Annotated in this window: 22 protein-coding genes and 1 pseudogene; 11 read left to right on the top strand and 12 right to left on the bottom strand. The window is 54.9% G+C overall.

Going from position 1 to position 23,243, the window contains the following annotated elements; genetic code table 11:
* Positions 1-37 precede the first annotated feature (37 nt).
* Complete coding sequence (gene bioD / locus OVA10_RS14250) at positions 38-733, top strand: dethiobiotin synthase (RefSeq protein WP_100780285.1); 696 nt, start codon at positions 38-40, stop codon at positions 731-733.
* Between the two features lie 49 nt (positions 734-782).
* On the opposite strand, the gene osmV is transcribed toward bioD, so the two are convergent.
* The 7 genes from osmV to OVA10_RS14215 all read right to left on the bottom strand — a co-directional run bounded on the left by osmV (position 783) and on the right by OVA10_RS14215 (position 8,007).
* Positions 783-1,931: an osmoprotectant ABC transporter ATP-binding protein OsmV gene (osmV, locus tag OVA10_RS14245; protein WP_268196187.1), complete on the bottom strand. Its 1,149-nt coding sequence runs from the start codon at positions 1,929-1,931 to the stop codon at positions 783-785.
* Entirely contained in the window at positions 1,931-2,578 is a 648-nt protein-coding gene (gene osmW / locus OVA10_RS14240; RefSeq protein WP_100780283.1) for an osmoprotectant ABC transporter permease OsmW, read from the bottom strand. The genes osmV and osmW overlap by 1 nt, the downstream gene beginning before the upstream one ends.
* A 9-nt stretch (positions 2,579-2,587) precedes the next feature.
* A complete protein-coding gene (osmX, locus tag OVA10_RS14235) occupies positions 2,588-3,487 on the bottom strand; it encodes an osmoprotectant ABC transporter substrate-binding protein OsmX (protein WP_102103640.1) in 900 nt (299 codons plus the stop codon).
* Between the two features lie 18 nt (positions 3,488-3,505).
* Positions 3,506-4,219, bottom strand: coding sequence for an osmoprotectant ABC transporter permease OsmY (gene osmY / locus OVA10_RS14230; protein WP_100780281.1), 714 nt, complete (start codon positions 4,217-4,219; stop codon positions 3,506-3,508).
* Positions 4,220-4,503: 284 nt separating this feature from the next.
* On the bottom strand, positions 4,504-5,118 hold the full coding sequence (gene dmsD, locus OVA10_RS14225) for a Tat proofreading chaperone DmsD (protein ID WP_123428073.1): 615 nt from the start codon (positions 5,116-5,118) through the stop codon (positions 4,504-4,506).
* Positions 5,119-5,130: 12 nt separating this feature from the next.
* Complete coding sequence (ynfE, locus tag OVA10_RS14220; protein WP_268196186.1) at positions 5,131-7,569, bottom strand: selenate/tellurate reductase subunit YnfE; 2,439 nt, start codon at positions 7,567-7,569, stop codon at positions 5,131-5,133.
* Positions 7,570-7,701: 132 nt separating this feature from the next.
* On the bottom strand, positions 7,702-8,007 hold the full coding sequence (locus OVA10_RS14215; RefSeq protein ID WP_100780278.1) for a DUF1161 domain-containing protein: 306 nt from the start codon (positions 8,005-8,007) through the stop codon (positions 7,702-7,704).
* Between the two features lie 337 nt (positions 8,008-8,344).
* Between OVA10_RS14215 and OVA10_RS14210 the strand changes: the two are divergent.
* Both OVA10_RS14210 and OVA10_RS14205 read left to right on the top strand, forming a co-directional pair.
* Positions 8,345-9,378, top strand: a pseudogene (locus tag OVA10_RS14210) (methyltransferase).
* A gap of 108 nt (positions 9,379-9,486) precedes the next feature.
* Positions 9,487-10,197: a YnfC family lipoprotein gene (locus OVA10_RS14205; protein ID WP_268196185.1), complete on the top strand. Its 711-nt coding sequence runs from the start codon at positions 9,487-9,489 to the stop codon at positions 10,195-10,197.
* 55 nt (positions 10,198-10,252) lie between these two features.
* Here the strand turns inward: OVA10_RS14205 and speG are convergent, their stop codons facing one another.
* Together speG and OVA10_RS14195 are read right to left on the bottom strand one after the other, a co-directional pair.
* On the bottom strand, positions 10,253-10,813 hold the full coding sequence (speG, locus tag OVA10_RS14200) for a spermidine N1-acetyltransferase (protein ID WP_100780275.1): 561 nt from the start codon (positions 10,811-10,813) through the stop codon (positions 10,253-10,255).
* A gap of 24 nt (positions 10,814-10,837) precedes the next feature.
* The gene (locus tag OVA10_RS14195) at positions 10,838-11,176 is read right to left on the bottom strand and encodes a DUF1283 family protein (RefSeq protein WP_268196184.1); all 339 of its coding nucleotides are present in this window, start codon (positions 11,174-11,176) and stop codon (positions 10,838-10,840) included.
* Positions 11,177-11,315: 139 nt separating this feature from the next.
* Between OVA10_RS14195 and OVA10_RS14190 the strand changes: the two genes are divergently transcribed.
* The 6 genes from OVA10_RS14190 (at position 11,316) to OVA10_RS14165 (ending at position 18,368) form a co-directional block, all read left to right on the top strand.
* A complete protein-coding gene (locus OVA10_RS14190; RefSeq protein WP_181827826.1) occupies positions 11,316-11,642 on the top strand; it encodes a YnfA family protein in 327 nt (108 codons plus the stop codon).
* Positions 11,643-11,753: 111 nt separating this feature from the next.
* A complete protein-coding gene (rspA, locus tag OVA10_RS14185) occupies positions 11,754-12,968 on the top strand; it encodes a starvation-sensing protein RspA (protein WP_102103644.1) in 1,215 nt (404 codons plus the stop codon).
* Positions 12,969-12,987: 19 nt separating this feature from the next.
* Positions 12,988-14,271 (top strand): MFS transporter, encoded by a 1,284-nt coding sequence (locus OVA10_RS14180; protein WP_268196183.1) that lies wholly within the window; start codon positions 12,988-12,990, stop codon positions 14,269-14,271.
* Positions 14,272-14,321: 50 nt separating this feature from the next.
* Positions 14,322-15,341 (top strand): Zn-dependent oxidoreductase, encoded by a 1,020-nt coding sequence (locus OVA10_RS14175; protein WP_268196182.1) that lies wholly within the window; start codon positions 14,322-14,324, stop codon positions 15,339-15,341.
* 53 nt (positions 15,342-15,394) lie between these two features.
* The gene (locus tag OVA10_RS14170) at positions 15,395-16,765 is read left to right on the top strand and encodes an MFS transporter (RefSeq protein ID WP_123428061.1); all 1,371 of its coding nucleotides are present in this window, start codon (positions 15,395-15,397) and stop codon (positions 16,763-16,765) included.
* A 139-nt stretch (positions 16,766-16,904) separates the two neighbouring features.
* Complete coding sequence (locus tag OVA10_RS14165) at positions 16,905-18,368, top strand: mannitol dehydrogenase family protein (protein ID WP_268196181.1); 1,464 nt, start codon at positions 16,905-16,907, stop codon at positions 18,366-18,368.
* 44 nt (positions 18,369-18,412) lie between these two features.
* On the opposite strand, the gene ydfZ is transcribed toward OVA10_RS14165, so the two are convergent.
* Positions 18,413-18,616, bottom strand: a complete 204-nt coding sequence (ydfZ, locus tag OVA10_RS14160) for a putative selenium delivery protein YdfZ (RefSeq protein WP_100780267.1) — start codon at positions 18,614-18,616, stop codon at positions 18,413-18,415.
* Between the two features lie 287 nt (positions 18,617-18,903).
* Here ydfZ and OVA10_RS14155 point away from each other — a divergent pair, with 287 nt between their 5' ends.
* Positions 18,904-19,335, top strand: a complete 432-nt coding sequence (locus tag OVA10_RS14155; RefSeq protein WP_268196180.1) for a universal stress protein — start codon at positions 18,904-18,906, stop codon at positions 19,333-19,335.
* A gap of 43 nt (positions 19,336-19,378) precedes the next feature.
* Here the strand turns inward: OVA10_RS14155 and OVA10_RS14150 are convergent, their stop codons facing one another.
* Both OVA10_RS14150 and ydfG read right to left on the bottom strand, forming a co-directional pair.
* Positions 19,379-20,065 carry a GntR family transcriptional regulator gene (locus OVA10_RS14150; protein ID WP_100780265.1) on the bottom strand — a complete coding sequence of 229 codons (687 nt, stop codon included), beginning with the start codon at positions 20,063-20,065 and terminating at the stop codon, positions 19,379-19,381.
* 91 nt (positions 20,066-20,156) lie between these two features.
* On the bottom strand, positions 20,157-20,903 hold the full coding sequence (gene ydfG / locus OVA10_RS14145; RefSeq protein WP_102103648.1) for a bifunctional NADP-dependent 3-hydroxy acid dehydrogenase/3-hydroxypropionate dehydrogenase YdfG: 747 nt from the start codon (positions 20,901-20,903) through the stop codon (positions 20,157-20,159).
* A 295-nt stretch (positions 20,904-21,198) separates the two neighbouring features.
* Here ydfG and dcp point away from each other — a divergent pair, with 295 nt between their 5' ends.
* Positions 21,199-23,238, top strand: coding sequence for a peptidyl-dipeptidase Dcp (dcp, locus tag OVA10_RS14140; RefSeq protein ID WP_268196179.1), 2,040 nt, complete (start codon positions 21,199-21,201; stop codon positions 23,236-23,238).
* Positions 23,239-23,243: the final 5 nt, after the last annotated feature.

Raw genomic sequence — 23,243 nt, 5'->3', positions numbered from 1 at the left:
TATTTTCAAAGCATATGCCCAAAAGGTGGAGTGAGTGATGCTTAAGCGTTTCTTTGTAACGGGTACTGATACTTCTGTCGGTAAGACGGTGGTGTCCCGCGCTTTGCTGCAGGCCCTGGCGGCAGGCGGTAAAAGTGTGGCAGGGTATAAACCGGTCGCGAAAGGAAGTAAAGAGACGCCAGAAGGACTACGCAATAAAGATGCGCTGGTGCTGCAAAGTGTCTCAAGCCTTGAGCTGCCTTATCAGGCCATCAACCCGATCGCGCTGAGTGAAGACGAAAGTAGCGTCGCACACAGCGGTCTTATCAATTATTCCCTGTTGTCCAACGGGCTGGCGAACCTCAGCGATAGCGTCGATCACGTGGTGATCGAAGGCACCGGCGGCTGGCGCAGCCTGATGAACGATCTGCGTCCGTTATCGGAGTGGGTGGTGCAGGAACAATTGCCGGTGCTGATGGTTGTCGGCATTCAGGAAGGGTGCATTAACCACGCATTGCTGACCGCACAGGCCATTGCTAACGATGGTTTGCCGCTGATTGGTTGGGTCGCTAACCGCATCAACCCCGGTCTTGCCCATTACGCCGAAATCATCGACGTGTTGAGCAAAAAACTGCAGGGGCCGCTGGTGGGTGAACTGCCGTATCTGCCCCGCGCTGAGCAGCGCGATCTGGCGCGTTACATCGATCTGTCGATGCTGGACAGCACCTTCTCCGTTGAGAAGGTCGTCGCGTAACGTCGAAACCGGGCAGCAGTCCTGACTGCCCGGCTATTATCCGCAGTATTTACGTGTCGCTGTGAATATTCAGTGCACGACGGGTTCGTCCTGAACTCAGATACTCCGCAATATAATCCTGCGAAATCTCACCGTTATAACGACCCTCTTCATCTACGATCGGCATCCAGCTGGTGTTGCTCTCATACAGACGCGACAGAACAACGCGCAGATTGTCTTCCGCTTTGCCCGTCATTCGGAACGGATGCAGCATGTCTGCGCAGGAGCCAGTGGCGTGACGCGCTTCGCGGCGCTTCACAAAGCCCAGCGGTTTGCCGTTGCCATCCACCACGGTGATGGCGCGGATGTCGTTGTCATCCATGGTGGCAAACGCCTCCGGCAGGGAGGTGGATTCGCGCACGGTGATCGTCGGCTGTTGATCCGTAACGTCACCCGCCGACACCAGCAGCAGGCGTTTCAGGGTGCGGTCCTGGCCGACGAAAGAGCCAACAAATTCATTAGCCGGTTTCGCCAGCAGTTCATCGGGGCTGGCGCACTGCACGATACGACCCTGACGGAACACGGCGATACGGTCGCCGAGCTTCAGCGCTTCGTCAATGTCATGGCTGACCAGCATCACCGTCTTTTTCAGTTTGCGCTGCATCTCCAGGAACTGGTTCTGGATCACCTCACGGTTGATCGGGTCTACCGCACCGAAAGGTTCATCCATCAGCAGTACCGGAGGATCCGCCGCCAGGGCGCGAATCACGCCGATACGCTGCTGCTGGCCGCCGGACATTTCGCGCGGATAGCGGTTGAGGAATTTATGCGGGTCCATCGCCACCATATCCATCAGCTCTTCAGCACGCGCTTTGCTGCGCGCCTTATTCCAGCCCAGCATGCGCGGTACCACGGTGATGTTCTCTTCGATGGTCATGTTCGGGAACAGACCAATCTGCTGGATCACGTAACCGATATTGCGGCGCAGGGTGACGGTATCCATCTCGTTGGTATTTTCGCCGTTAATCAGAATAGTGCCGCTACTCGGGGTAATCAGGCGGTTAATCATCTTCAGCGTGGTAGTTTTACCACATCCTGACGGCCCCAGCAGGACACACATTTCCCCTTCAGGAACGTTCAGGTTAACGTTGTCGACGGCCTTAAAGGTCTGGCCATTTTTCTGTGAAAATTGTTTGGTGAGGTTTTCCAGTTTTATCATTATCGAATCCCCTTCGGAGTCAGCACGACCTGCAGGCGATGGAGCAGCCAGTCGAGCACAATAGCTAAAAGACAAATCATTAAGGCACCGGCAATCAACATGCGAATGTCGCTTCCGCCGATACCGTTCAGCAACAGCAGCCCCAGGCCGCCCGCGCCAATCACGGCGGCGATAGCCATGACGCCGATATTCATCACCACGGCAGTACGAATGCCGCCGAAAATCACCGGCAGGGCCATTGGGATCTCCACCCAGCGCAGGCGCTGCCAGAAGGTCATGCCGATTCCGCGTCCGGCTTCACGCAGACCGGGCGGCAGGCTGTCGAGCGCGGTGTGGGTGTTACGCACAATCGGCAGCAGCGAGTAGAGGAATACGGCGGTAACGGCGGGCAGGGCGCCAATACCCTGACCGATCAGCGAAAAGAGCGGAATCATCAGGCCGAAAAGGGCAATCGACGGAATGGTCAGAACAATGGTCGCGATGCCCAGCACCGGCGTCGCCAGCCATTTATGGCGCACGATCAAAATGCCCAGCGGCACGCCGGTCACAATCGCCAGTCCGACGGCTAATGCCACCAGCCACAGGTGCTGAAAGGTGAGGGTTAATAAATAATCCCAGTTATCAATAATGTAGTGAATTGTCTCCATAGCGCCTCCTTACAGCAGCTGCTTGCTACGCAGGAAATCACGGGCGACCTGCTGCGGTGACTGATGGTCGATATCAACCTTTTTATTCAGCTCGGTGATAACGTCGTTATTAAGCTGGCCGGAAAGGGTGTTGAGCGCCTCTTCCAGACCAGGGTTGGCCGCGAGGGTGTCTTTGCGCACCACCGGCGTGACCGCATAGCTCGGGAAGAAGCCTTTATCATCTTCCAGCACTTTCAGATCGAAACCTTTTACGCGCCCGTCAGTGGTGTAGATCAGGCCCGCATCGACAAAACCGTCGCGCACGGCGTTATACACCAGGCCGGGGTCCATCTGGCGAATTTGCGGACGATCCAGTTCCATCTGATAGGCTTCCTGCAGCGGCTTCATGCCATCGCTGCGCCCGGCGAATTCCAGGTCTAAGCCCAGCAGCCAGTTGTTGTCCGGATCGGTTTTGCGGATCTGCTCAATTTTGGCCACCATCTCGGACATCGTGTTGATGTGCTCGGCTTCGGCGCGTTTACGTTGCATGGCGAACGCGTAGGTGTTGTTCATGTCCGCCGGTTTGAGCCACACCAGGCCGTGTTTCGCGTCCAGGCGTTTCACCGTGTCGTAGGACTCCTGCGGCGACATGCGTTTGTTGATGTGGTTAAAGATAATCAGCGACGTCCCGGTGTACTCCCACGTCATATCAATCTGCTTGTTGATCATCGCATTACGGGAAATGACCGTCGCGATATTGGTTTGCGGCTGAACCTGGAACCCTTTCTTTTGCAGATACTGTACGGTCATGGCAGATAAAATATGCTGCTCGGTAAAGCTCTTGGTCGCCAGAATCAGCGGTGCGGCCTGGGCCTGGCTGACCAACAGCGCGGCGGTAAACAGGGCCGCCAGGCGTGAAGACAGTCTCATACTTGCTCCTTGTTATTGTTATCGTGCGATATGTGGGCTCATCAGACGGCCCAGTGCAGCCAAAAGCGTATCCAGAATCAGCGCGAAGAGCGCCGTGGCCGCCGCACCCAGAATCAGGGTCGGGAAATCGTTCAGATAGATGCCGGGGAAAATCAGCTCGCCGTAGCTGCTGGCACCGATCAGGAAGGCCAGCGGTGCGGTACCGACGTTAATCGCCGTGGCGATGCGGATGCCGGAGAGCATTACCGGCCAGGCGTTAGGGATCTCCACCTGACGCAGACGTTGCCATTTGGTCATCCCGATACCGTTAGCGGCTTCGAGCAGTGAGGCGGGAACCGAGCACAATCCGGCATAGGTGTTACGCACAATCGGCAGCAGCGACGCCAGGAACAGGGCGATAATCGCCGGTTTGTCACCGATGCCGAGTACCACCATCGCCAGGGCCAGAACCGCCAGCGGTGGCAGGGTGTTGCCGACGTTAAAGATTTGCATCACGTATTCGGCGGTGCCACGCGCTGCCGGGCGGCTCAGTAATATTCCGCTCGGGATCCCGACTAACAGGGCAAAGAACATGGAAGAGAAAACTAAAATCAGGTGCTGCTGACCGAGATACAGCAGGTCAACCTGGCGCGCTTTGATAGTATCCAGCCCAATTCCCCAGGCGAGGAGAGCGAGAACTGCAATAATCGCGCCGATGAAAAGCAGCGTACGTGTCAGTAATGATGAGTGCATTGCGGTGTGTCTCCCTGTGCGCATGCGTTATAGCAACCCATTGATTGCCTGTTGTTATGCCATGTTTCGGCAGGGGTACATGACCTATAGCAAGCGATTGGGAAGGGTTCCAGCGGCAGAGAAAATCAGTTCGGGGAAGATGGCAATGTAAACAGGGTGTTACGCCTTATGGAGTAAGGCCTCAGGGGATGCGGGCAGAATAGTCCTAAAGGTAAAACTTAAGAAGTGACACCGTCACAAATGAGGGGTTTCGCACGGCAGGTAAGTGCCGTGCAAAGAGACAATTAGCGATACAACGGTTTGTCGGCGACCGGGATCAACAGGGAGGATTGCCAGCTTGCCAGCGTCTGGCGGGCAAGCTGAGCAAGGCCGACATAAAACGGATGACCGGCTTCTTCAATGAATACCGTTAAAAAGCGCTGGCTCCACGGCAGCAAATGCCATGCCAGGAGTTGATCTCGCTCGGCGTCGCGTCCATTTTCGGCAAGCCAGGCGGCCAGCATCAGCAGCGTGCCGAAATGGTCTTCCGGCTCGTTTTGCTGTACCTCGAAAGCGATGGCGTTTTCCCGCATCCACTGGCGCAGGGCCAGCGTCGAATCGCCAAACAGCACCGATTCACGATCGAGCCACACGGAACCCCACGGCGGCGCAGGCAACGCCCACGGGCCGATGAACAGACGCTGCCAGGCATCCGTCAGCGGCTCGTCGGTGGTGGCGCGCAAGGTCTCAGCGATGGGCCGTAAATCGTCCTGCGCCAGCGGCCAGTCCAGGTGCCAGTCGCTGGTGGTCAGCGCTGACACCAGCGGAGCGGCCTGCTCGCTGTCGGGTGAGAAATAAAATAAAGCTCCCAACACCCGGGCACTCAGTGCGAAAGATTCGCGCGGTAACACTTCATTCATAACAACGTTCCTTTAAACCTTCTCGATCTGCACCAGGTTAGTGTGCTGCGGGTTGCCTTTCGCCAGTGGCGACGGGCGGTGTGTGGTCAGGGTGTTGATGCACGAACCGTGATCGACACGATCCCCGCTCATATTCGCATCGTGCCATGCACCCTGGCCCATCGCACTGACGCCAGGCATGATGCGCGGCGTCACTTTTACCGGAATACGCACCTCGCCACGGGCGTTAAACACCCGCACCAGATCGCCATTTTTAATGCCGCGCTGATCGGCATCGACCGGGTTAAGCCACACTTCCTGACGGCAGGCGGCCTGTAAGATATCAATATTGCCGTAGCTGGAGTGGGTGCGAGCCTTAAAGTGGAAACCAAACAACTGCAGCGGGAACTTGCTGCGCTCCGGAGCGTCCCAGCCGTCAAAGGTTGAGGCGTACACCGGCAACGGACTGATGGTTTCGTCTTTTTCCAGCTCCCAACTGCTGGCAATTTTCGCCAGCTGGCTGGAGTAGATCTCAATTTTGCCCGACGGTGTTTTTAGTGGATTGGCCTGCGGGTCGTCGCGGAATTGCTTGTACGCCACAAAGTGGCCGTTCGGATCTTTGCGCTTGTAAATGCCCATCTCTTTGAGGGCATCGTAAGACGGCAGCTGTGGATCTTTCTCAAGCATTTTCGCGTACAGCAGTTTTAACCACTCCTCCTGCGTACGCCCTTCGGTGAACTGCTGATAGACATCCGGCCCCAGGCGCTTCGCCACTTCGCTCATGATCCAGTAGATCGGTTTACGTTCAAATTTCGGCGCGGTGACGGGCTGGAGGAAAATCAGATAGCCCATGTTACCCGCGTAGTCGTTAGGAATAATATCTTCCTGTTCGACGGTCATCAGATCGGGCAGCAGAATATCGGCGTATTTCGCCGACGAGGTCATAAAGTTATCGATCACCACAATGGTTTCGCACAGGCTTTCGTCCTGCAAAATATCGTGGGTTTTGTTGATATCGGAATGCTGGTTGGTGATGGTGTTACCGGCATAGTTCCAGATGAATTTAATCGGCACATCCAGCTTATCTTTGCCGCGCACACCGTCGCGGGTGGCGGTCATCTCCGGGCCACGCACAATGGCATCGGTCCAGCTGAAGCAGGAGATCTGGGTTTTGACCGGGTTATCCGGGAGCGGCATCCGCTCAATGGTGATGGTGTAGGTGGATTCACGGGCACCGCTGTTGCCGCCGTTGATCCCGACGTTGCCGGTTAGAATGGGCAGCATGGCGATGGCGCGGGATGTCAGTTCGCCGTTGGCCTGACGCTGTGGTCCCCATCCCTGGCAAATATACGCCGGTTTTGTGCTACCGATTTCCCGGGCGAGTTTGATGATTCTGTCAGCGGGAATACCAGTGATGCGTGACGCCCATTGCGGCGTTTTGGCCGTACCGTCTTCGCCCTGGCCGAGAATATAGGCTTTGTAGTGGCCGTTTGCGGGCGCATCGGCGGGCAGCGTTTTTTCGTCGTAGCCGACGCAATAGGTGTCGAGGAAGGGCTGATCGACCAGGTTTTCGTCGATTAACACCCAGGCGATACCCGCGACCAGCGCGGCGTCGGTGCCTGGGCGGATTGGAATCCACTCATCTTCGCGTCCTGCGGCGGTATCGGTGTAGCGCGGATCGATGACGATCATGCGCGCATTTGAGCGTTCACGCGCCTGTTCCAGAAAATAGGTGATCCCGCCGCCGCTCATACGTGTTTCCGCCGGATTGTTGCCAAACATCACCACCAGTTTGGTGTTTTCGATATCCGAGGTGCTGTTGCCGTCATTGGAGCCGTAGGTGTAAGGCATGGCGCAGGCGATTTGCGCGGTGCTGTAGGTGCCGTAGTGGCTGAGAAATCCGCCGTAGCAGTTCATCAGTCGCGCCACCAGCGAGGCATACGGCGAGGAGCGGGTAATGTTGCCGCCGACGATGCCGGAGGAGTAGTTGATATACACGGCTTCGTTGCCGTATTTCTCCACCACGCCTTTCAGACTGCGGGTGATCGTATCAAGGGCTTCATCCCAGCTGATACGCTCAAACTTGCCTTCACCGCGCTTGCCGACGCGCTTCATTGGGTAGTTAAGACGGTCGGGATGGTTGATTCTGCGGCGAATCGAGCGGCCACGTAAACAGGCGCGCACCTGGTGATTGCCGTAGACATCCTCGCCGGTGTTGTCGGTTTCAACCCAGTAAACTTCGTCGTCGCGGACGTGTAATCGCAGGGCGCAGCGGCTGCCACAGTTCACTGAGCAGGCGCCCCAGACCACTTTATCCGCGGCAGGCTGTACCGCCTGTTGTACGGCAGCGGCGGCACTTTTCAGGCCGAAGGGTAGTGAAATCCCTCCGGCAGCGAGCGCCAGAGAGCCAATTGCAGTGGATTTAACGAGAGTTCGACGGCTGATCCCGCCGTGATGTTCGATATCGGACATGACTCACTCCATCTTTGTCATTGCGTAGGGTTTTACCCGCGATAAGCACCGGGTAATGATGGAGTGAGTTTTACCTATTCAGGGGTAATAAACATTAATCCTTATCAAGCTAAGGGAATTCCCGCAGATAAATTACTGCGGTTCGTTCGGCGCATTGTCTTGCGTCCCCGCACCACCCGCAGGTGCGCTGCTGCTGCCGGTACGGGTGTAGAGAATTTTAAAGGTATCGTTCGCGCAATGTCCCACCACCTGCGCATCCGCCTGGTCGGCCTGATCGTTTGGCACAATGTTCAGGCTAAAACCGGATTCAGGCACGCCGTTATTGATAATGCGTTGCTGAATGTCACTTTTGACGCGCTCGCACGAGTCGGGGGCGGCCAGAACAGCAGGGGAAATGCCTGCTAACAGCAGCGCGGTAATCCAGGGTAACCGTTTCATGTGTGGCTCCTTCTCTCTGTGTGTGAGTCTTATTTTAGCAGGCATAATGTAAATAGTTGTATTGCCGCGAAATTTTCTGAAAAATCCGAGAGCGAATTTAATTCTGGTTAAATGCGCGATGTGATTATTTAAGCGAGCGATGAGTAGCCTTCTAATAAATCCATTCGTTGGCCATTTTCCTGTACATTATTTATTTTGAATGTGGATTTTAATTTCCAGCGTCGGCAATGAAAATAAAATTGAGCGAGTGGCTTATTTAATCATGCCCGTTAGGCTTATTGGCTGACGTTTCATTTTAATTCTGTACTTTTAAATTTTACGGAACAGGAGAAATAAAATGTTAAGCCAAAAAAGTTTGACGGAAAAAGAGCGTCAGGATGGAATGTATGTGCTAGAGCAGTGCATGGGATTTGTCTGGCAGGCTGCCCTGCGTACCGCTGCGTTATTACGCGTTGCGGATCATCTTAAAGACGAAGATAAAACCGCAGAGCAGCTCGCGCACGAGCTAAATGTCGATGCCGGGTATCTGTATCGGGTTATGCGAACCCTGGCCTCTCGCGAGGTATTTAGCATGACTGACGATGGTCTGTTTACCCTGACCCCCGCCGCACAGTTTTTGCGGTCTGACACCCCGTACTCCTTGCGCGAAGCCGTGCTGATGTTAACGGATAAAACCCTCTGGCAGCCCGCCGGGGAGATGACGGATATCGTGAAAGGCAGGCCGGTCTTTAACGAATTATTTGGTATGCCGTTTTATGAGTACTGGGGAACGAAAAAAACACCGTCAGGCGACGACGGTTTTCATGCCGGGATGGCCTCGATGTCGAGCGTCGAAAACGACATGCTGGCCGATAATTATCATTTCCCGGAAAATGCCACGGTCGTTGATATAGCCGGTGGGCTGGGGAATCTTTTATTGACGGTTTTGCGACGCAATCCCACTCTTCACGGTATTTTATTTGATCGCCACAACGTGGTTAGCGAAAACAGTTTGCATCTACTAGGCAATAAATCCCGCTGGGAAACCATTGCAGGGAGTTTTTTCGAAGCCTGCCCGGTGGCGGATATTTATATGTTGAAATATATTTTGATGGACTGGCCAGATGAAAAAGCCAGCCAGATATTACAAACCTGTCGAAAAGCGATGAAAGCCAGTTCCCGCTTATTAATTCTGGAGCCGCTGATCAAAGAGCAAGATAACGAGCAGGGAAGGTATGAAATTGATCTTCTCTTGCTGTCGGGTTTCGACGGTGGACGTGCTCGTACGGAGAAAGAGAGTATGCAGACTTGTTAGGTCACGCCGGGCTGAAGATAAACCGGGTGATCCACACACCGTCCTATTTATCCATCGTGGAGGCGGTACCGGCCTGACGCGTCGCCGGGTTCACAAATGTCATCATTGCTGCTGTGTTTCGCTAAAAAGTAACCCTCTGTATTTGCTACTATGTGAGGTAATAATGTTCACGCATCGGTGAGAATGTGAAGAAACTAGCAGTAATGATTGCGCTGACAGGCGTGCTGGCGGGGTGCGATAACGCCTCCGCGCCGCTGTCGTTTACGCCGGAGATGGCCAGCTTTTCGAACGAATTTGATTTTGATCCCCTGCGCGGGCCGGTAAAAGACTTCACCCAGACGCTGTTCAATGAGAAAGGGGAAGTGAGTAAACGCGTCACAGGATCGCTCTCGCAGGAGGGGTGTTTCGATACCCTGGAGTTGCACGATCTGGACGCGAACACCGGCGTGGCGCTGGTGCTGGACGCCAATTTTTATCTGGATGTAGAAACCCAGCAGCAAAAAATTAAGCTGCAGGGGAAATGCCAGCTGGCTGAGCTGCCCTCGGCGGGCGTGACATGGGATACGGACGATAACGGATTTATTGTCACCGCACACGGCAAGGCGATGGAAGTGAAGTACCGCTACGACGCTGACGGCTATCCGCTGGGTAAAACCACGGTGTCTGGCGATCAGCATCTGTCGGTGTCAGCCACCCCGTCGAACGATAAGCGCAAAAAACTCGATTACTCTGCGGTCAGCCTGCTTAACGACAAACCGCTAGGGTCGGTGAAACAGAGCTGTGATTACGATCGCCACAATAACCCGGTAAGTTGCGAGTTACATATTGTGGATGACAGCGTGAAACCGGCGGTGGCGCACAAGTACACCATTAAAAACAGTATTGAATATTACTGACAGGCAGGTTTTGTAAGCCGGGTGGGGCGAAGCCGCTACCCGGCGTAAAAACGCGTCACTGTGCGGTGGGTTTCAGAAGCTGGCTTCCGGTCGCTCTGTGTTCTGCCAGGTAGCGATCCTGGAAAATACACATGCGAATGGTGTTGCGGTACTCGCCGTTGATAAAGAACTCATGAATCAGTTCGCCTTCAACCATAAACCCGAGTTTACGGTAAATATGGATGGCTTTTTCATTCTCTTTATCGACGATCAGATACAGCTTATACAGGTTGAGCACCGTAAAGCCGTAATCCATCGCCAGTTTCGCCGCCCGGGTGGCAAGGCCTTTCCCCTGGTATTCCGGCGAAATAATGATCTGAAACTCCGCCCGGCGGTGGACGTGGTTAATCTCAACCAGTTCGACCAGACCGGCTTTTTCTCCGTCGCACTCGACAACGAAACGGCGCTCGCTCTGGTCGTGAATATGTTTATCGTACAGATCCGACAGCTCAACAAACGCCTCGTAAGGCTCTTCGAACCAGTAACGCATGACGCTGGCGTTATTATCGAGCTGGTGAACGAAGCGCAAATCCTCGCGCTCCAGCGGTCTGAGTTTTACCGTTAACGGGCTGGCCATAATCATCCTTTCTGGCTGTCGAAATTAAGGCGCGACCGAACGACCGGTACGACGATCCAGGCAGCGCAGGGTATTCGGTTCCCAGTAAGCATTCACGTTCGCGCTTTGCTGGCATTTATCACGCATATCAAAAGCGACATCATCTTTGTCCCACTCTTTTTCAACGCGTTTGTTAACTTTCTGGCGAAGGCTGCGGGTGTCATTCCATTGTTCTTTATCCATTGCGGCATTCTGACGGCTCTGCGCGCTGTCACCCGACTCAATGATCAGTTTGCTGGTGTTGGCGGAGGCGGGGGCCATAAAGGCGAACGCCGTCAGGGAGAGCATGGCCGCCAGACAGAAGCGTTTGCGTAATGTACTCATTGCGTATTCCTTGTAGTGGGTTTACCCAGGGTCAATTCTACACCAATCTGAAAAGGTGGCATACCCACGCGGCAGGCAGGGTAATGGTCGCGCCATTATCGCGTATCATGGTTAAACCTATTCTCACTCACTCGTCAAAATGATTAAAACAACCTTACTTTTCTTTGCGACCGCGCTGTGCGAAATCCTCGGCTGCTTCCTGCCGTACCTGTGGCTGAAACGGGGGGCATCGGTATTGCTATTACTTCCGGCCGGGATCGCGCTGGCGCTGTTTGTCTGGCTATTGACGTTACACCCGGCGGCCAGCGGGCGCGTATATGCCGCTTACGGCGGTGTTTATGTCTGCACGGCGCTTGTCTGGCTGCGGGTGGTCGATAGTGTGAAGCTCAGCGCCTACGACTGGGCTGGCGCGCTGATTGCACTGTGTGGGATGTTGATCATCGTGGCAGGCTGGGGGCGCGCATAAGCGCCTTTGTTTTGTGATCTGTGGAAGATTTTTTGATCGCTATACTTGTATGGTAGTTGCGTAATTAAGTAAATTCCTTGCATCACACTGAGCGATGTAAGGAACTGGATCATGAAAATTGTCGGGGCCGAAGTCTTTGTCACCTGCCCGGGTCGTAATTTTGTCACCCTTAAAATCACCACGGACGACGGGATCGTCGGCCTGGGTGATGCCACCTTAAATGGACGCGAGCTTTCTGTTGCCTCCTATCTGAAAGATCACCTTTGCCCACAGCTGATTGGCCGCGATGCGCACCGCATCGAAGATATCTGGCAGTTCTTCTATAAAGGCGCCTACTGGCGGCGCGGGCCAGTCACCATGTCGGCGATTTCCGCTGTCGATATGGCCCTGTGGGATATCAAAGCCAAAGCCGCCGGTATGCCGCTGTATCAGCTGCTGGGCGGTGCATCGCGCGAAGGTGTCATGGTTTATTGCCACACTACCGGGCACACCATCGATGATGTGCTGGAAGATTACGCGCGTCACAAAGAGATGGGTTTCAAGGCGATCCGCGTGCAGTGCGGCGTTCCGGGCATGAAAACCACCTACGGCATGGCGAAAGGGAAAGGGCTGGCCTACGAACCGGCGACCAAAGGCGACTGGCCTGAAGAGCAGCTGTGGTCCACGGAAAAATACCTCGATTTCACCCCTAAACTGTTCGACGCCGTGCGTAACCAGTTCGGCTTTAACGAGCATCTTCTGCATGACATGCATCACCGCCTGACCCCCATTGAGGCGGCCCGTTTTGGCAAGAGCATCGAACAGTACCGCATGTTCTGGATGGAAGATCCGACGCCCGCCGAAAACCAGGAGTGCTTCCGCCTTATCCGCCAGCACACGGTCACACCGATTGCCGTCGGGGAGGTGTTCAACAGTATCTGGGACTGCAAACAGCTGATCGAAGAGCAGCTGATCGATTACATCCGCACCACCATCACCCACGCGGGCGGGATCACCGGGATGCGCCGGATTGCGGATTTCGCCTCGCTTTATCAGGTGCGCACCGGCTCGCACGGCCCGTCGGATCTGTCGCCGATTTGCCACGCCGCCGCGCTGCATTTCGACCTGTGGGTGCCGAACTTTGGCGTTCAGGAGTACATGGGCTATTCCGAGCAAATGCTGGAGGTCTTCCCGCACAGCTGGAGCTTCGATAACGGCTATATGCATCCGGGCGATAAGCCGGGTCTCGGCATTGAGTTTGATGAAAAACTGGCCGCGAAATATCCGTACGACCCGGCGTATCTGCCGGTCGCCCGCCTGGAAGATGGCACCTTGTGGAACTGGTAAGTTGAGATCGGGAGTCCGTATGACAACTGAAACTATCAATACAGAAAGTTTAACCAAGCCTGCGCGGATTAAAAAAATCCAGACCCTCACTCTGGTGCTGTTATTCCTGGCAGGGATTGTCAATTTTCTGGACCGCTCCTCACTGAGCGTGGCCGGTGAAGCCATTCGCGGTGACATGGGGCTGTCGGCAACAGAATTTGGCTTTTTGCTTTCCGCATTTTCACTTTCGTACGGACTGGCGCAACTGCCTTCCGGCATATTGCTCGATCGCTACGGGCCACGACTGGTGTTAGGCGCAGGCGTGATCTTCTGGTCATTGATGCAGGCCCTGACGGGCATGGTGAACTCCTTTAGCCATTTTATCCTGCTGCGTATTGGCTTAGGGATTGGCGAAGCGCCCTTTATGCCTGCCGGGGTGAAATCCATCACCGACTGGTACGTGCAAAAAGAGCGGGGGACCGCGCTGGGGATTTTTAACTCCTCCACGGTTCTTGGGCAGGCAATCGCGCCACCGATACTGGTGACAATGCAAATCCTGTGGGGCTGGCGGGCCATGTTCGTGATCATTGGTCTGCTGGGGGTGATAGTCGGCGTTTGCTGGTACGCCTGGTATCGCAACCGCGCGCAGTTCGCTTTCCAGCCGGAAGAACGCGAATACCTTTCCGCGCCGGTAAAACCGCGCCCAACGTTACGTTTTAGCGAATGGAGTGCGTTGTTCAAACGCCGCACCACCTGGGGAATGATTTTAGGGTTCTCTGGCGTGAACTACACCGGCTGGTTGTATATCGCCTGGCTGCCCGGCTATCTGCAGGCCCAGCAGGGCTTTAGCCTGGCAAAGACCGGCTGGGTTTCGGCGATCCCGTTCCTGGCGGCAGCCGTCGGGATGTGGGTCAACGGACTGGTGGTCGATGCACTTGCCAAAAGAGGCTATGACCTCGCCAAAACGCGCAAAACGGCGATTGTGGTGGGGTTGATCCTGTCGGCTTTAGGCACTTTGCTGGTCGTGCAATCGTCGTCCCCGGCGGAAGCCGTCACCTTTATTTCGTTAGCCCTGTTTTGCGTCCACTTTGCCGGAACCTCCGCGTGGGGCCTGGTACAGGTGATGGTCGCTGAAAGCAAAGTCGCCTCCGTTGCCGCCATCCAGAACTTCGGCAGCTTTGTTTTTGCCTCGTTCGCGCCAGTCGTGACCGGCTGGATCGTCGATAAAACGCATTCCTTTAATCTCGCCCTGGTTGTCGCGGCCTGCGTCACCTTTGTTGGGGCGATGTGTTATCTCTTTATTGTCAAACACAGGATTGATTAATTTCTTAATAACAACGCGTTATGTAAGAAAAGGATCGGTCAGGAGCAACCATGAAAAGCATCGTTATTCAAAAACCGAATGAGCTGTTGATCGAAGAGCGTCCGTTGCCCGTTCCGGCACCGGGCGAAGTCCGCGTCAAAATCACCTTAGCCGGGATTTGCGGCTCCGACAGCCATATTTATCGCGGTCACAACCCGTTTGCGAAATACCCACGTGTCATTGGCCACGAATTCTTTGGCGTGATTGACGCAGTCGGAGAGGGCGTGGAAAAAGCGCGTCTCGGGCAACGCGTATCCGTGGACCCGGTGATCAGCTGCGGAGAGTGTTGGCCTTGCTCAGTCGGCAAACCGAATGTCTGCACGTCGCTGGTGGTTTTGGGTGTGCATCGTGACGGCGGGTTCAGCGAATATGCCGTGGTTCCGGCGAAAAATGCGTGGACCATCCCGGATGCCATTTCCGATCGCCACGCGGTAATGGTGGAGCCTTTCACCATTGCGGCCAACGTCACCGGGCACGCTCAGCCGACGGACAAAGACATCGCGCTGATTTACGGTGCCGGTCCGATGGGGCTGGTGACCGTTCAGGCGCTCAAAGGCGTCTATAACGTGAAACAGGTTATCGTCGTCGATCGCATCGATGAACGGCTTGAAATGGCTAAACGTAGCGGCGCAGACTGGGTGTTCAACAACGCGGAACAGTCTCTGCAGGCGGCGCTGGATGAGAAGGGGATAAAACCGACGTTAATCATCGATGCCGCCTGCCATCCGACGATATTGCAGGAGGCGGTCACCCTCGCGTCACCGGGCGGTCGCATCGTATTGATGGGCTTCTCCAGCGACCCGAGCCAGGTAACACAGCAGGGTATTACCGGCAAAGAGCTGTCGATATTCTCATCTCGCCTGAATGCCAACAAATTCCCGGTGGTCATCGACTGGCTGGAAAAGGGGCTGATCGACCCAGAAAAACTGATTACCCACACTTTTGACTTTCACCATGTGACAGACGCCATCGAACTGTTTGAGAAAGACCAGCGGCAGTGCTGCAAAGTCTTGCTGACGTTCGGCCAATAACAACACACGCGGTTAAGTGGTACGCATCTTACCTACATTCAGAGATAGCCATTATGACTCAGACACAACCTCAAAGAACGACGTCGGATCTGGTGAAAGCGGCGGTGTCCGGCTGGCTTGGCACCGCGCTGGAATTCATGGACTTCCAGCTCTATTCGCTGGGTGCGGCGCTGGTCTTTCATGAAATATTCTTCCCGGAGCAGTCCGCTGCGATGGCGTTGATTCTGGCGATGGGGACCTACGGCGCGGGCTATATTGCGCGCATCGTCGGGGCGTTTATCTTCGGCAAAATGGGCGACCGGATCGGGCGTAAAAAGGTGCTGTTTATCACCATCACCATGATGGGGATCTGTACCACGCTGATTGGCGTACTGCCAACCTACGCGCAGATCGGGATTTTTGCACCGGTTCTGCTGGTGACGCTGCGTATTATCCAGGGGCTGGGTGCCGGGGCGGAAATTTCGGGTGCGGGGACAATGCTTGCGGAATACGCGCCGAAAGGGAAACGCGGGATTATCTCATCGCTGGTCGCAATGGGGACCAACTGCGGGACCTTAAGCGCCACGGCGATATGGGCGGTAATGTTCTTTGCCCTTGACCGTGAAGAGCTGGTCGCCTGGGGCTGGCGTGTACCTTTCCTTGCAAGTGTCGTGGTGATGATCTTCGCCATTTGGCTGCGAATGAACCTCAAAGAAAGCCCGGTGTTTGAGAAGGTCAACGATGAGAGCAGCCCAGTGGTGACGGCAGAAGAGACCTCTCTGGGTGCGATGTTCAAAAGCAAATCCTTTTGGCTGGCAACCGGCCTGCGCTTTGGTCAGGCGGGGAACTCCGGTCTGATTCAGACGTTCCTCGCGGGCTATCTGGTGCAGACGCTGCTGTTCAATAAAAGCATTCCGACCGACGCGCTGATGATCAGCTCCATTCTCGGGTTTATCACGATCCCGCTGCTGGGCTGGCTCTCCGATAAGGTTGGGCGTCGTCTGCCGTACATTCTGCTCAATATTTCCGCCATTATTCTGGCGTACCCAATGCTGTCGATTATCGTCGATAAAAGCTACAGCCCAGGGGTGATCATGCTGTCGATCATCATCATCCATAACTTTGCGGTGCTGGGGCTGTTTGCGCTGGAAAACATCACCATGGCGGAGATGTTTGGCTCGCGTAACCGTTTCACGCGGATGGCGATTTCAAAAGAGGCCGGTGGTCTGGTGGCGGTCGGTTTTGGCCCGGTGCTGGCGGGGATTTTCTGCAACATGACCGGCTCATGGTGGCCGATTGTGGCGATGATGGTGGTCTACTCCCTGATTGGCCTGGTGTCTGCTTTCCTGATGCCGGAAGTGCGCGACCGCGATCTGAGCCTCGCGGAAGATGCCGCTGAAAAATCGGGTTCGGCAGTGCCTCTCGGGCATACGGTGAATCAGTAATCTGATGGGGCGGGAGCGTGATCCCGCCTTTTCTTCTCTTCTTGTATGGTAGTTGATGAAAATCAAAGATGTCATACCAATTGCGTGAGATGGTCTACCTCCTCAGATTCGACGACCTCTCACCTAAATGAGCCTTCTCATGAATAATAAATTGTTGAATGCCAAAGCGACACTTCCTGCTTATGACCGTAACACACTGGTACCACGTATCGTGCACCTGGGTTTCGGTGCGTTTCACCGCGCCCATCAGGCCGTTTACACCGATATCCTGGCGGCTGAGCACCATAGCGACTGGGGCTACACCGAAGTCAACCTGATTGGCGGCGAACAGCAGATTGCCGATCTCAAAGCCCAGGATAATCTCTACACCGTGGCGGAAATGTCCGCCGATGCCTGGACCGCTCGCGTCGTCGGCGTGGTGAAAAACGCGCTTCACGCGCAGGTAGATAGTCTGGAAACCGTGCTGGCTGCCATGTGCGAGCCGCAGGTGGCGATTGTTTCACTCACTATCACTGAAAAAGGCTACTGCCACGCACCTGCGACCGGGCAACTGATGCTCGATCACCCGCTGATTGCCGCCGATCTGCAAAACCCGCAGCAGCCAAAATCCGCGCCGGGCGTGGTGGTCGAAGCGCTGGCACGCCGCAAAGCTGCGGGCTTACCGGCGTTCAGCGTGATGTCCTGCGACAATATGCCGGAAAACGGCCATGTGATGCGTAACGTCACCTGTGCGTATGCCCGTGCCGTCAACGCTGAGCTGGCAGACTGGATTGAAGCGAACGTGACGTTCCCGTCGACGATGGTCGATCGCATTGTTCCGGCCGTAACGGCAGAGACGCTGGATAAAATCGAACAGATTACCGGCGTTCGCGATCCGGCAGGCGTGGCCTGTGAACCTTTCCGTCAGTGGGTAGTTGAAGACAACTTTGTCGCCGGGCGCCCTGAGTGGGAAAAAGCAGGCGCAGAGCTGGTGGCTGATGTGATTCCGTTCGAGGAGATGAAACTGCGTATGCTCAACGGCAGCCACTCTTTCCTTGCCTATCTCGGCTATCTGGCGGGCTACCAGCACATCAACGACTGTATGGAAGACGAAAACTATCGCCGTGCAGCCCATGCGTTGATGCTCAACGAACAGGCACCGACTCTGAAGGTAAAAGGGGTCGACCTGGGGCGCTACGCTGACCTGCTGATTGCGCGCTACAGTAACCCGGCGCTGCGTCACCGCACCTGGCAAATCGCGATGGACGGCAGTCAGAAGTTACCGCAGCGTATGCTCGATTCCGTGCGCTGGCATCTGGTGCATCAGCAGAGCTTCCCGCTGCTGGCGCTGGGCGTGGCAGGCTGGATGCGTTATGTCGGCGGTGTGGATGAAAGTGGAAACGCGATTGAAGTCTGCGATCCCTTGCTGACAACGATTCAGGCTGCGGTGAAGGGCAGTGCCGAAGGCGAAAGCCGCGTGAAAGCGCTGCTGGGAATTGAGGCGATTTTCGGCAATGAACTGCCGCTGGAAGCGCGTTTTGTGGATGCGGTAATGCACGCATATAAAATGTTGCTGGAGCAGGGCGCTAAAGCAACCGTGGCGCAGACTGTCTCTCAGAAATAATCACGACTCATGCCGCCGCGTGCGGCGGCATGTCATTGCACCTGTTAGTGCATTCCCAGACGAATCAGTTCAATCGGTTCGAACTTGCCTTCACAACCTTCCACTTCTACCGTTTTGTTGCGGCGTACCTGGGTCGCATCCAGCCCTTCGGCGTGAATTGCGCGGATAACCCCAATATGGCCAGTACCGTTAATCATTACACGGCTGCCAGTGGTAATAGCGTTGCGGTTGCGGTCGTAAGTCATCATGGTTATTTCTCCTCTTCTCAACACATCACGGCGATATACAGTTCCAGCCGCTGACGGGAGAATATAAATACGCCTCTTGCCGCAACATTTTTTTGTTTTTGATCAAGGTCACACTTTTTTGTCTGCATTTTATCCGCATAGCCCCGCTCAGACGTAAATTGACAAAACGGACAATTGTTTTCGTTTATTGATAGTTCCCTCAGTGAACGGTTTAGCCTTTGTTTCAAATAGGCATGTCACTCTGAAGACAGATAAGTAATTATTTTTATTTGGATAAGGAAGGGCTTATGTACAAGAAAATATTGATGCCTGTGGACGTATTTGAAATGAATCTGAGCGATAAAGCGGTACGCCACGCGGAGTTCCTGGCGAAGGCGGATAACGCCACCATCACGCTACTGAACATCCTGCCAATCAGCAGCCGCTCGTTGCTGCGCGGCTTTAACTCTGATATCAAAAAATTCGAGGCTTATATAGTGAGCGAGTCAGAGAAAAAGATGAATGAATTAAAACGTTTGTTTGATATCGCGCCGGAGAATATTCACACCGAAGTACGTTTTGGCAATGTTCGCGATGAGATCATCAGTATGAGCAATAAAGACGATTATGAGGTGATTGTTATCGGCTCTAAGACGCCCGGTTTATCCAGCCATCTGCTTGGCTCGAACGCGGAATCTGTTATTCGCTACGCCAAAATACCGGTATTAGTGGTACGTTAAATCGTATGCCGCATCCAGGAATTTACGTGGGATGCGGTTTTCATTAATCTTCCGTAAACCAGTCGCTGTTTTCCTGGCGAATAAGCTGAACCGACTCGCCAATTTCCTGCAAATGCACGGTCATCGCTTTGACGATGGCGTCTCCGTCGCGTTTTTCCAGCGCGGCAAAAATATCGTGATGCTGACGCAGCAGCATTTCCGGCGGGGAGACGTGATCGAGACTCATATAGCGCACGCGATCCATCGTCGCTTTAATATTCTCAATGGTATCCCACGCCAGCTGACAGTCGGCAATTTGCGCCAGCTTCTGGTGAAATTCATCATCGAGCTGGAAAAAATCGTTGATCTGCGTGCGTTCAATCGCAATGCGCTGCTGGTGGAGGTTTTGTTCCAGAAGATAACATTGATGCTCGTCGACCAGCGACGCCGCCCGACGCACAACCGCGCACTCAATCGCCTGACGGACGAAACATCCGTTGCGCACCTGCGAGAGGGAAATCTTATTGACGTAGCTGCCGCGCTGCGGGCGAATCTGAATCAACCCGTTTTCCGCAAGCTTAATAAAAGCTTCGCGAACCGGCTGGCGGGACACGTCAAAACGCACCGATACCTCTTTTTCAGAGAGCGGAGTGCCAGGCGGAATCAGGCAATGGACGATATCACGTCGCAAAATGCGGTAGATTTGCTGATTAACAGGTTGGGTAGGATTAAGTTGCGATTCGGCGGCCATTGGATGTGGTTTCTCAGAGAGTTAACGCTTCAATACTACCATTCTTTTGCCGCGCATCCCATACCCGACCCGCAGGCCGGGCAGGGAAGTATCAGCCGCGATGTACGCTTAAACCCGCAAAACTCTGACTAACAGGCATCATTTCGACGGTGTTGATGTTGACGTGTTTTGGCAACGTCGCGACCCACCAGACGGTTTCGGTCACATCTTCCGGCGTCAGGGCTTCGGTGTTCTCATAGGTTTTGCCTGCTTTCGCATCATCACCTTTGAAACGCACGTTGGAAAATTCCGTGCCGCCCACCAGGCCTGGCTCGATATCCGTCACGCGGATTGCCGTGCCGTGCAGGTCGGTGCGCAGGTTCAGGCTGAACTGACGCACAAAGGCTTTGGTTGCGCCGTAAACGTTGCCGCCCGCGTAAGGCCAGCTCCCGGCGGTAGAGCCGATGTTGATCACATGCCCACGGTTGCGCTCGACCATGCCAGGCAGCACCGCGCGGGTCATATACACCAGACCTTTATTGTTGGTGTCGATCATGTTTTCCCAGTCTTCTACGCTGGCCTTGTGCGCAGGCTCCAGACCCAGCGCCAGACCGGCGTTGTTCACCAGAATATCAATGGCACGCCATTCGGCAGGCAGATTCGCAAGCATCTCTTCAATGGCGGCGCGATTACGCACGTCCAGCTGCGCCGTCAGAATGCTATCGCCAAGCTCGTCTTTCAGCTCCTGTAAACGCTCCTGACGACGGCCTGTTGCAATCACTTTATGCCCATTGGCGACGAAGCGACGCGTGATGCTTTCACCAAAACCCGCCGTTGCCCCGGTAACTAATACGATCATCTCACTGTTCCTCAACGCTTTTTGTGTTGTACAACCATAGCACGGCATCCGGCACACCGTTAAGGCAACTTTTGTATCGCTAAATGATCGACTTTTCCGTCAACAAAGGTGACGTCATCAGTAAATAACAGCGATACATTTATATCGCCTGGAATTCAAAACCGGGTCTTATCGTGCTTCTTAAGCATCCCGGAAACAGAATATCTGGCAGCAAGCAGTCTGCCGTTAATGGGGATTGCAGCTCACTGCTGCCTGTCCTACTCTGGGAGGATAACTATGTGCCCAGGAGTCAACGATGTCGGTTTCCAATCCATTTTTTGAAGTCAGCGTATTGCCTTACCAGGCGCCTCGATTCGACGTAATCGAAGACAGCCACTACCGCCCGGCATTTGACGAGGCGATGCGCCAGAAGCGCGCAGATATTGATGCCATCATTGCTAACACCGCCGCACCCGATTTCACCAACACCATTCTGGCGCTGGAAAAAAGCGGCGCGATGCTTTCCCGCGTCAGCAGTGTCTTTTTCGCGATGACCTCGGCGCATACCAATGATTTTTTACAGGAACTGGACGAAGCCTTTTCCACCGAACTGGCCGGACTGTCTAACGATATCTGGCTGAATAACACGCTATTTTCACGCGTCGCGGCGGTGCGGGAAGGGGCCGCGTCGATGGATGCCGAGTCCCGTCGCCTGGTGGAAGAGACGTATCAGCACTTTATTTTGGCCGGTGCGCAGCTAACCGACGAGCAAAAAGCCGAGTTAAAAGCGCTGAATACCGAGGCTGCGTCCCTGACCAGCCAGTTTAATCAGCATCTTCTGGCGGCGGATAAAGCCGGTGGGCTGGTGGTGGATGATGTTCATCTGCTTGAGGGGCTGAGCGCCGAGGAGATCGCGACGGCCGCGCGTGCCGCTGCGGAGAAAGGGCTGGCCGACCGCTGGCTGATTCCGTTGCTCAACACCACCCAACAACCGGCGCTTGCGGCGCTGCACGACCGTCAGACGCGGGAAAAACTGTTCAGGGCGGGCTGGACGCGCACGCAAAAAGGCGATGAAAACGACACCCGTGAGATTGTGCTGCGCCTGGCACAACTGCGCGCACGCCGCGCGCAACTGCTGGGGTTCGAGAGTTATGCCAGCTGGAGCATTGCCGATCAGATGGCGAAAACGCCTGACGCAGCGCTGAAATTTATGCGCGGGATCGTCCCAGCCGCGAGAGCGCGCGCCGAACGCGAGCAGGCGGACATTCAGAAAGTGATCGATGGCGAGCAGGGGCATTTCAGCGTGCAGGCCTGGGACTGGGCCTATTACGCGGAGCGCGTACGCCTTGATAAATACGCTCTCGATGAATCGCAGATTAAACCCTATTTCGCTCTTGATAACGCCCTGCGCGATGGCGTGTTCTGGGCGGCCAGCCAGCTGTTTGGCATCCGTTTTGTCGAACGTTTCGATATTCCTGTCTATCACCCGGACGTGCGCGTGTGGGAGATCTTCGACCATACCGGCGAAGGGATGGCGCTGTTCTACGGCGATTTCTTCGCACGTGATTCCAAAGGCGGCGGGGCGTGGATGGGCAATTTCGTTGAGCAATCCCATGAATTCTCCGCCCGCCCGGTGATTTACAACGTCTGTAATTACCAGAAACCGGCCGCTGGCCAGGCGGCGCTGCTCTCCTGGGATGATGTGATCACCTTGTTCCACGAGTTCGGTCACACGCTGCACGGTCTGTTTGCCGATCAGCGCTTTGCCACGCTATCCGGCACCAACACGCCGCGCGATTTTGTGGAGTTCCCTTCGCAAATTAATGAACACTGGGCCAGCCATCCGCAGGTGTTTGCGAACTATGCCCGTCACTATCAGACCGGCGAGCCGATGCCGGACGCCTTGCGCGAGAAAATGCTCAGCGCGACGCAATTCAATAAAGGCTACGACATGACCGAGCTGCTGAGTGCGGCGTTGCTGGACATGAATTGGCATGGAATTGGAGCGAAGGAAACGGTCAGCGATGTTGAGGCGTTTGAATCCGCCGCGCTGAAAAAAGAGGGGCTGGATCTGCCCGCCGTGCCACCGCGCTATCGTAGCAGCTATTTTGCCCATATTTTTGGCGGCGGTTATGCGGCAGGCTATTACGCCTATCTTTGGACACAAATGCTGGCAGACGACGGCTATCAGTGGTTTGTCGAGGAGGGCGGATTAACGCGTGAAAACGGGCAGAAATTCCGTGAAGCGATTTTGTCGCGCGGGAACAGCAGTGATTTAGCTGAACTTTATCGACAGTGGCGCGGGCACGATCCGAAGATTGAAGCGATGCTCCTGAACCGTGGATTGAGTGAATAAGGTTT

Origin of the sequence: Lelliottia sp. SL45, assembly GCF_026672535.1 — a bacterium.
GTDB lineage: Bacteria > Pseudomonadota > Gammaproteobacteria > Enterobacterales > Enterobacteriaceae > Enterobacter > Enterobacter nimipressuralis.
Note: the sequence above shows the minus strand (reverse complement) of the source record. Positions and strands in the feature narration are given on the sequence as shown.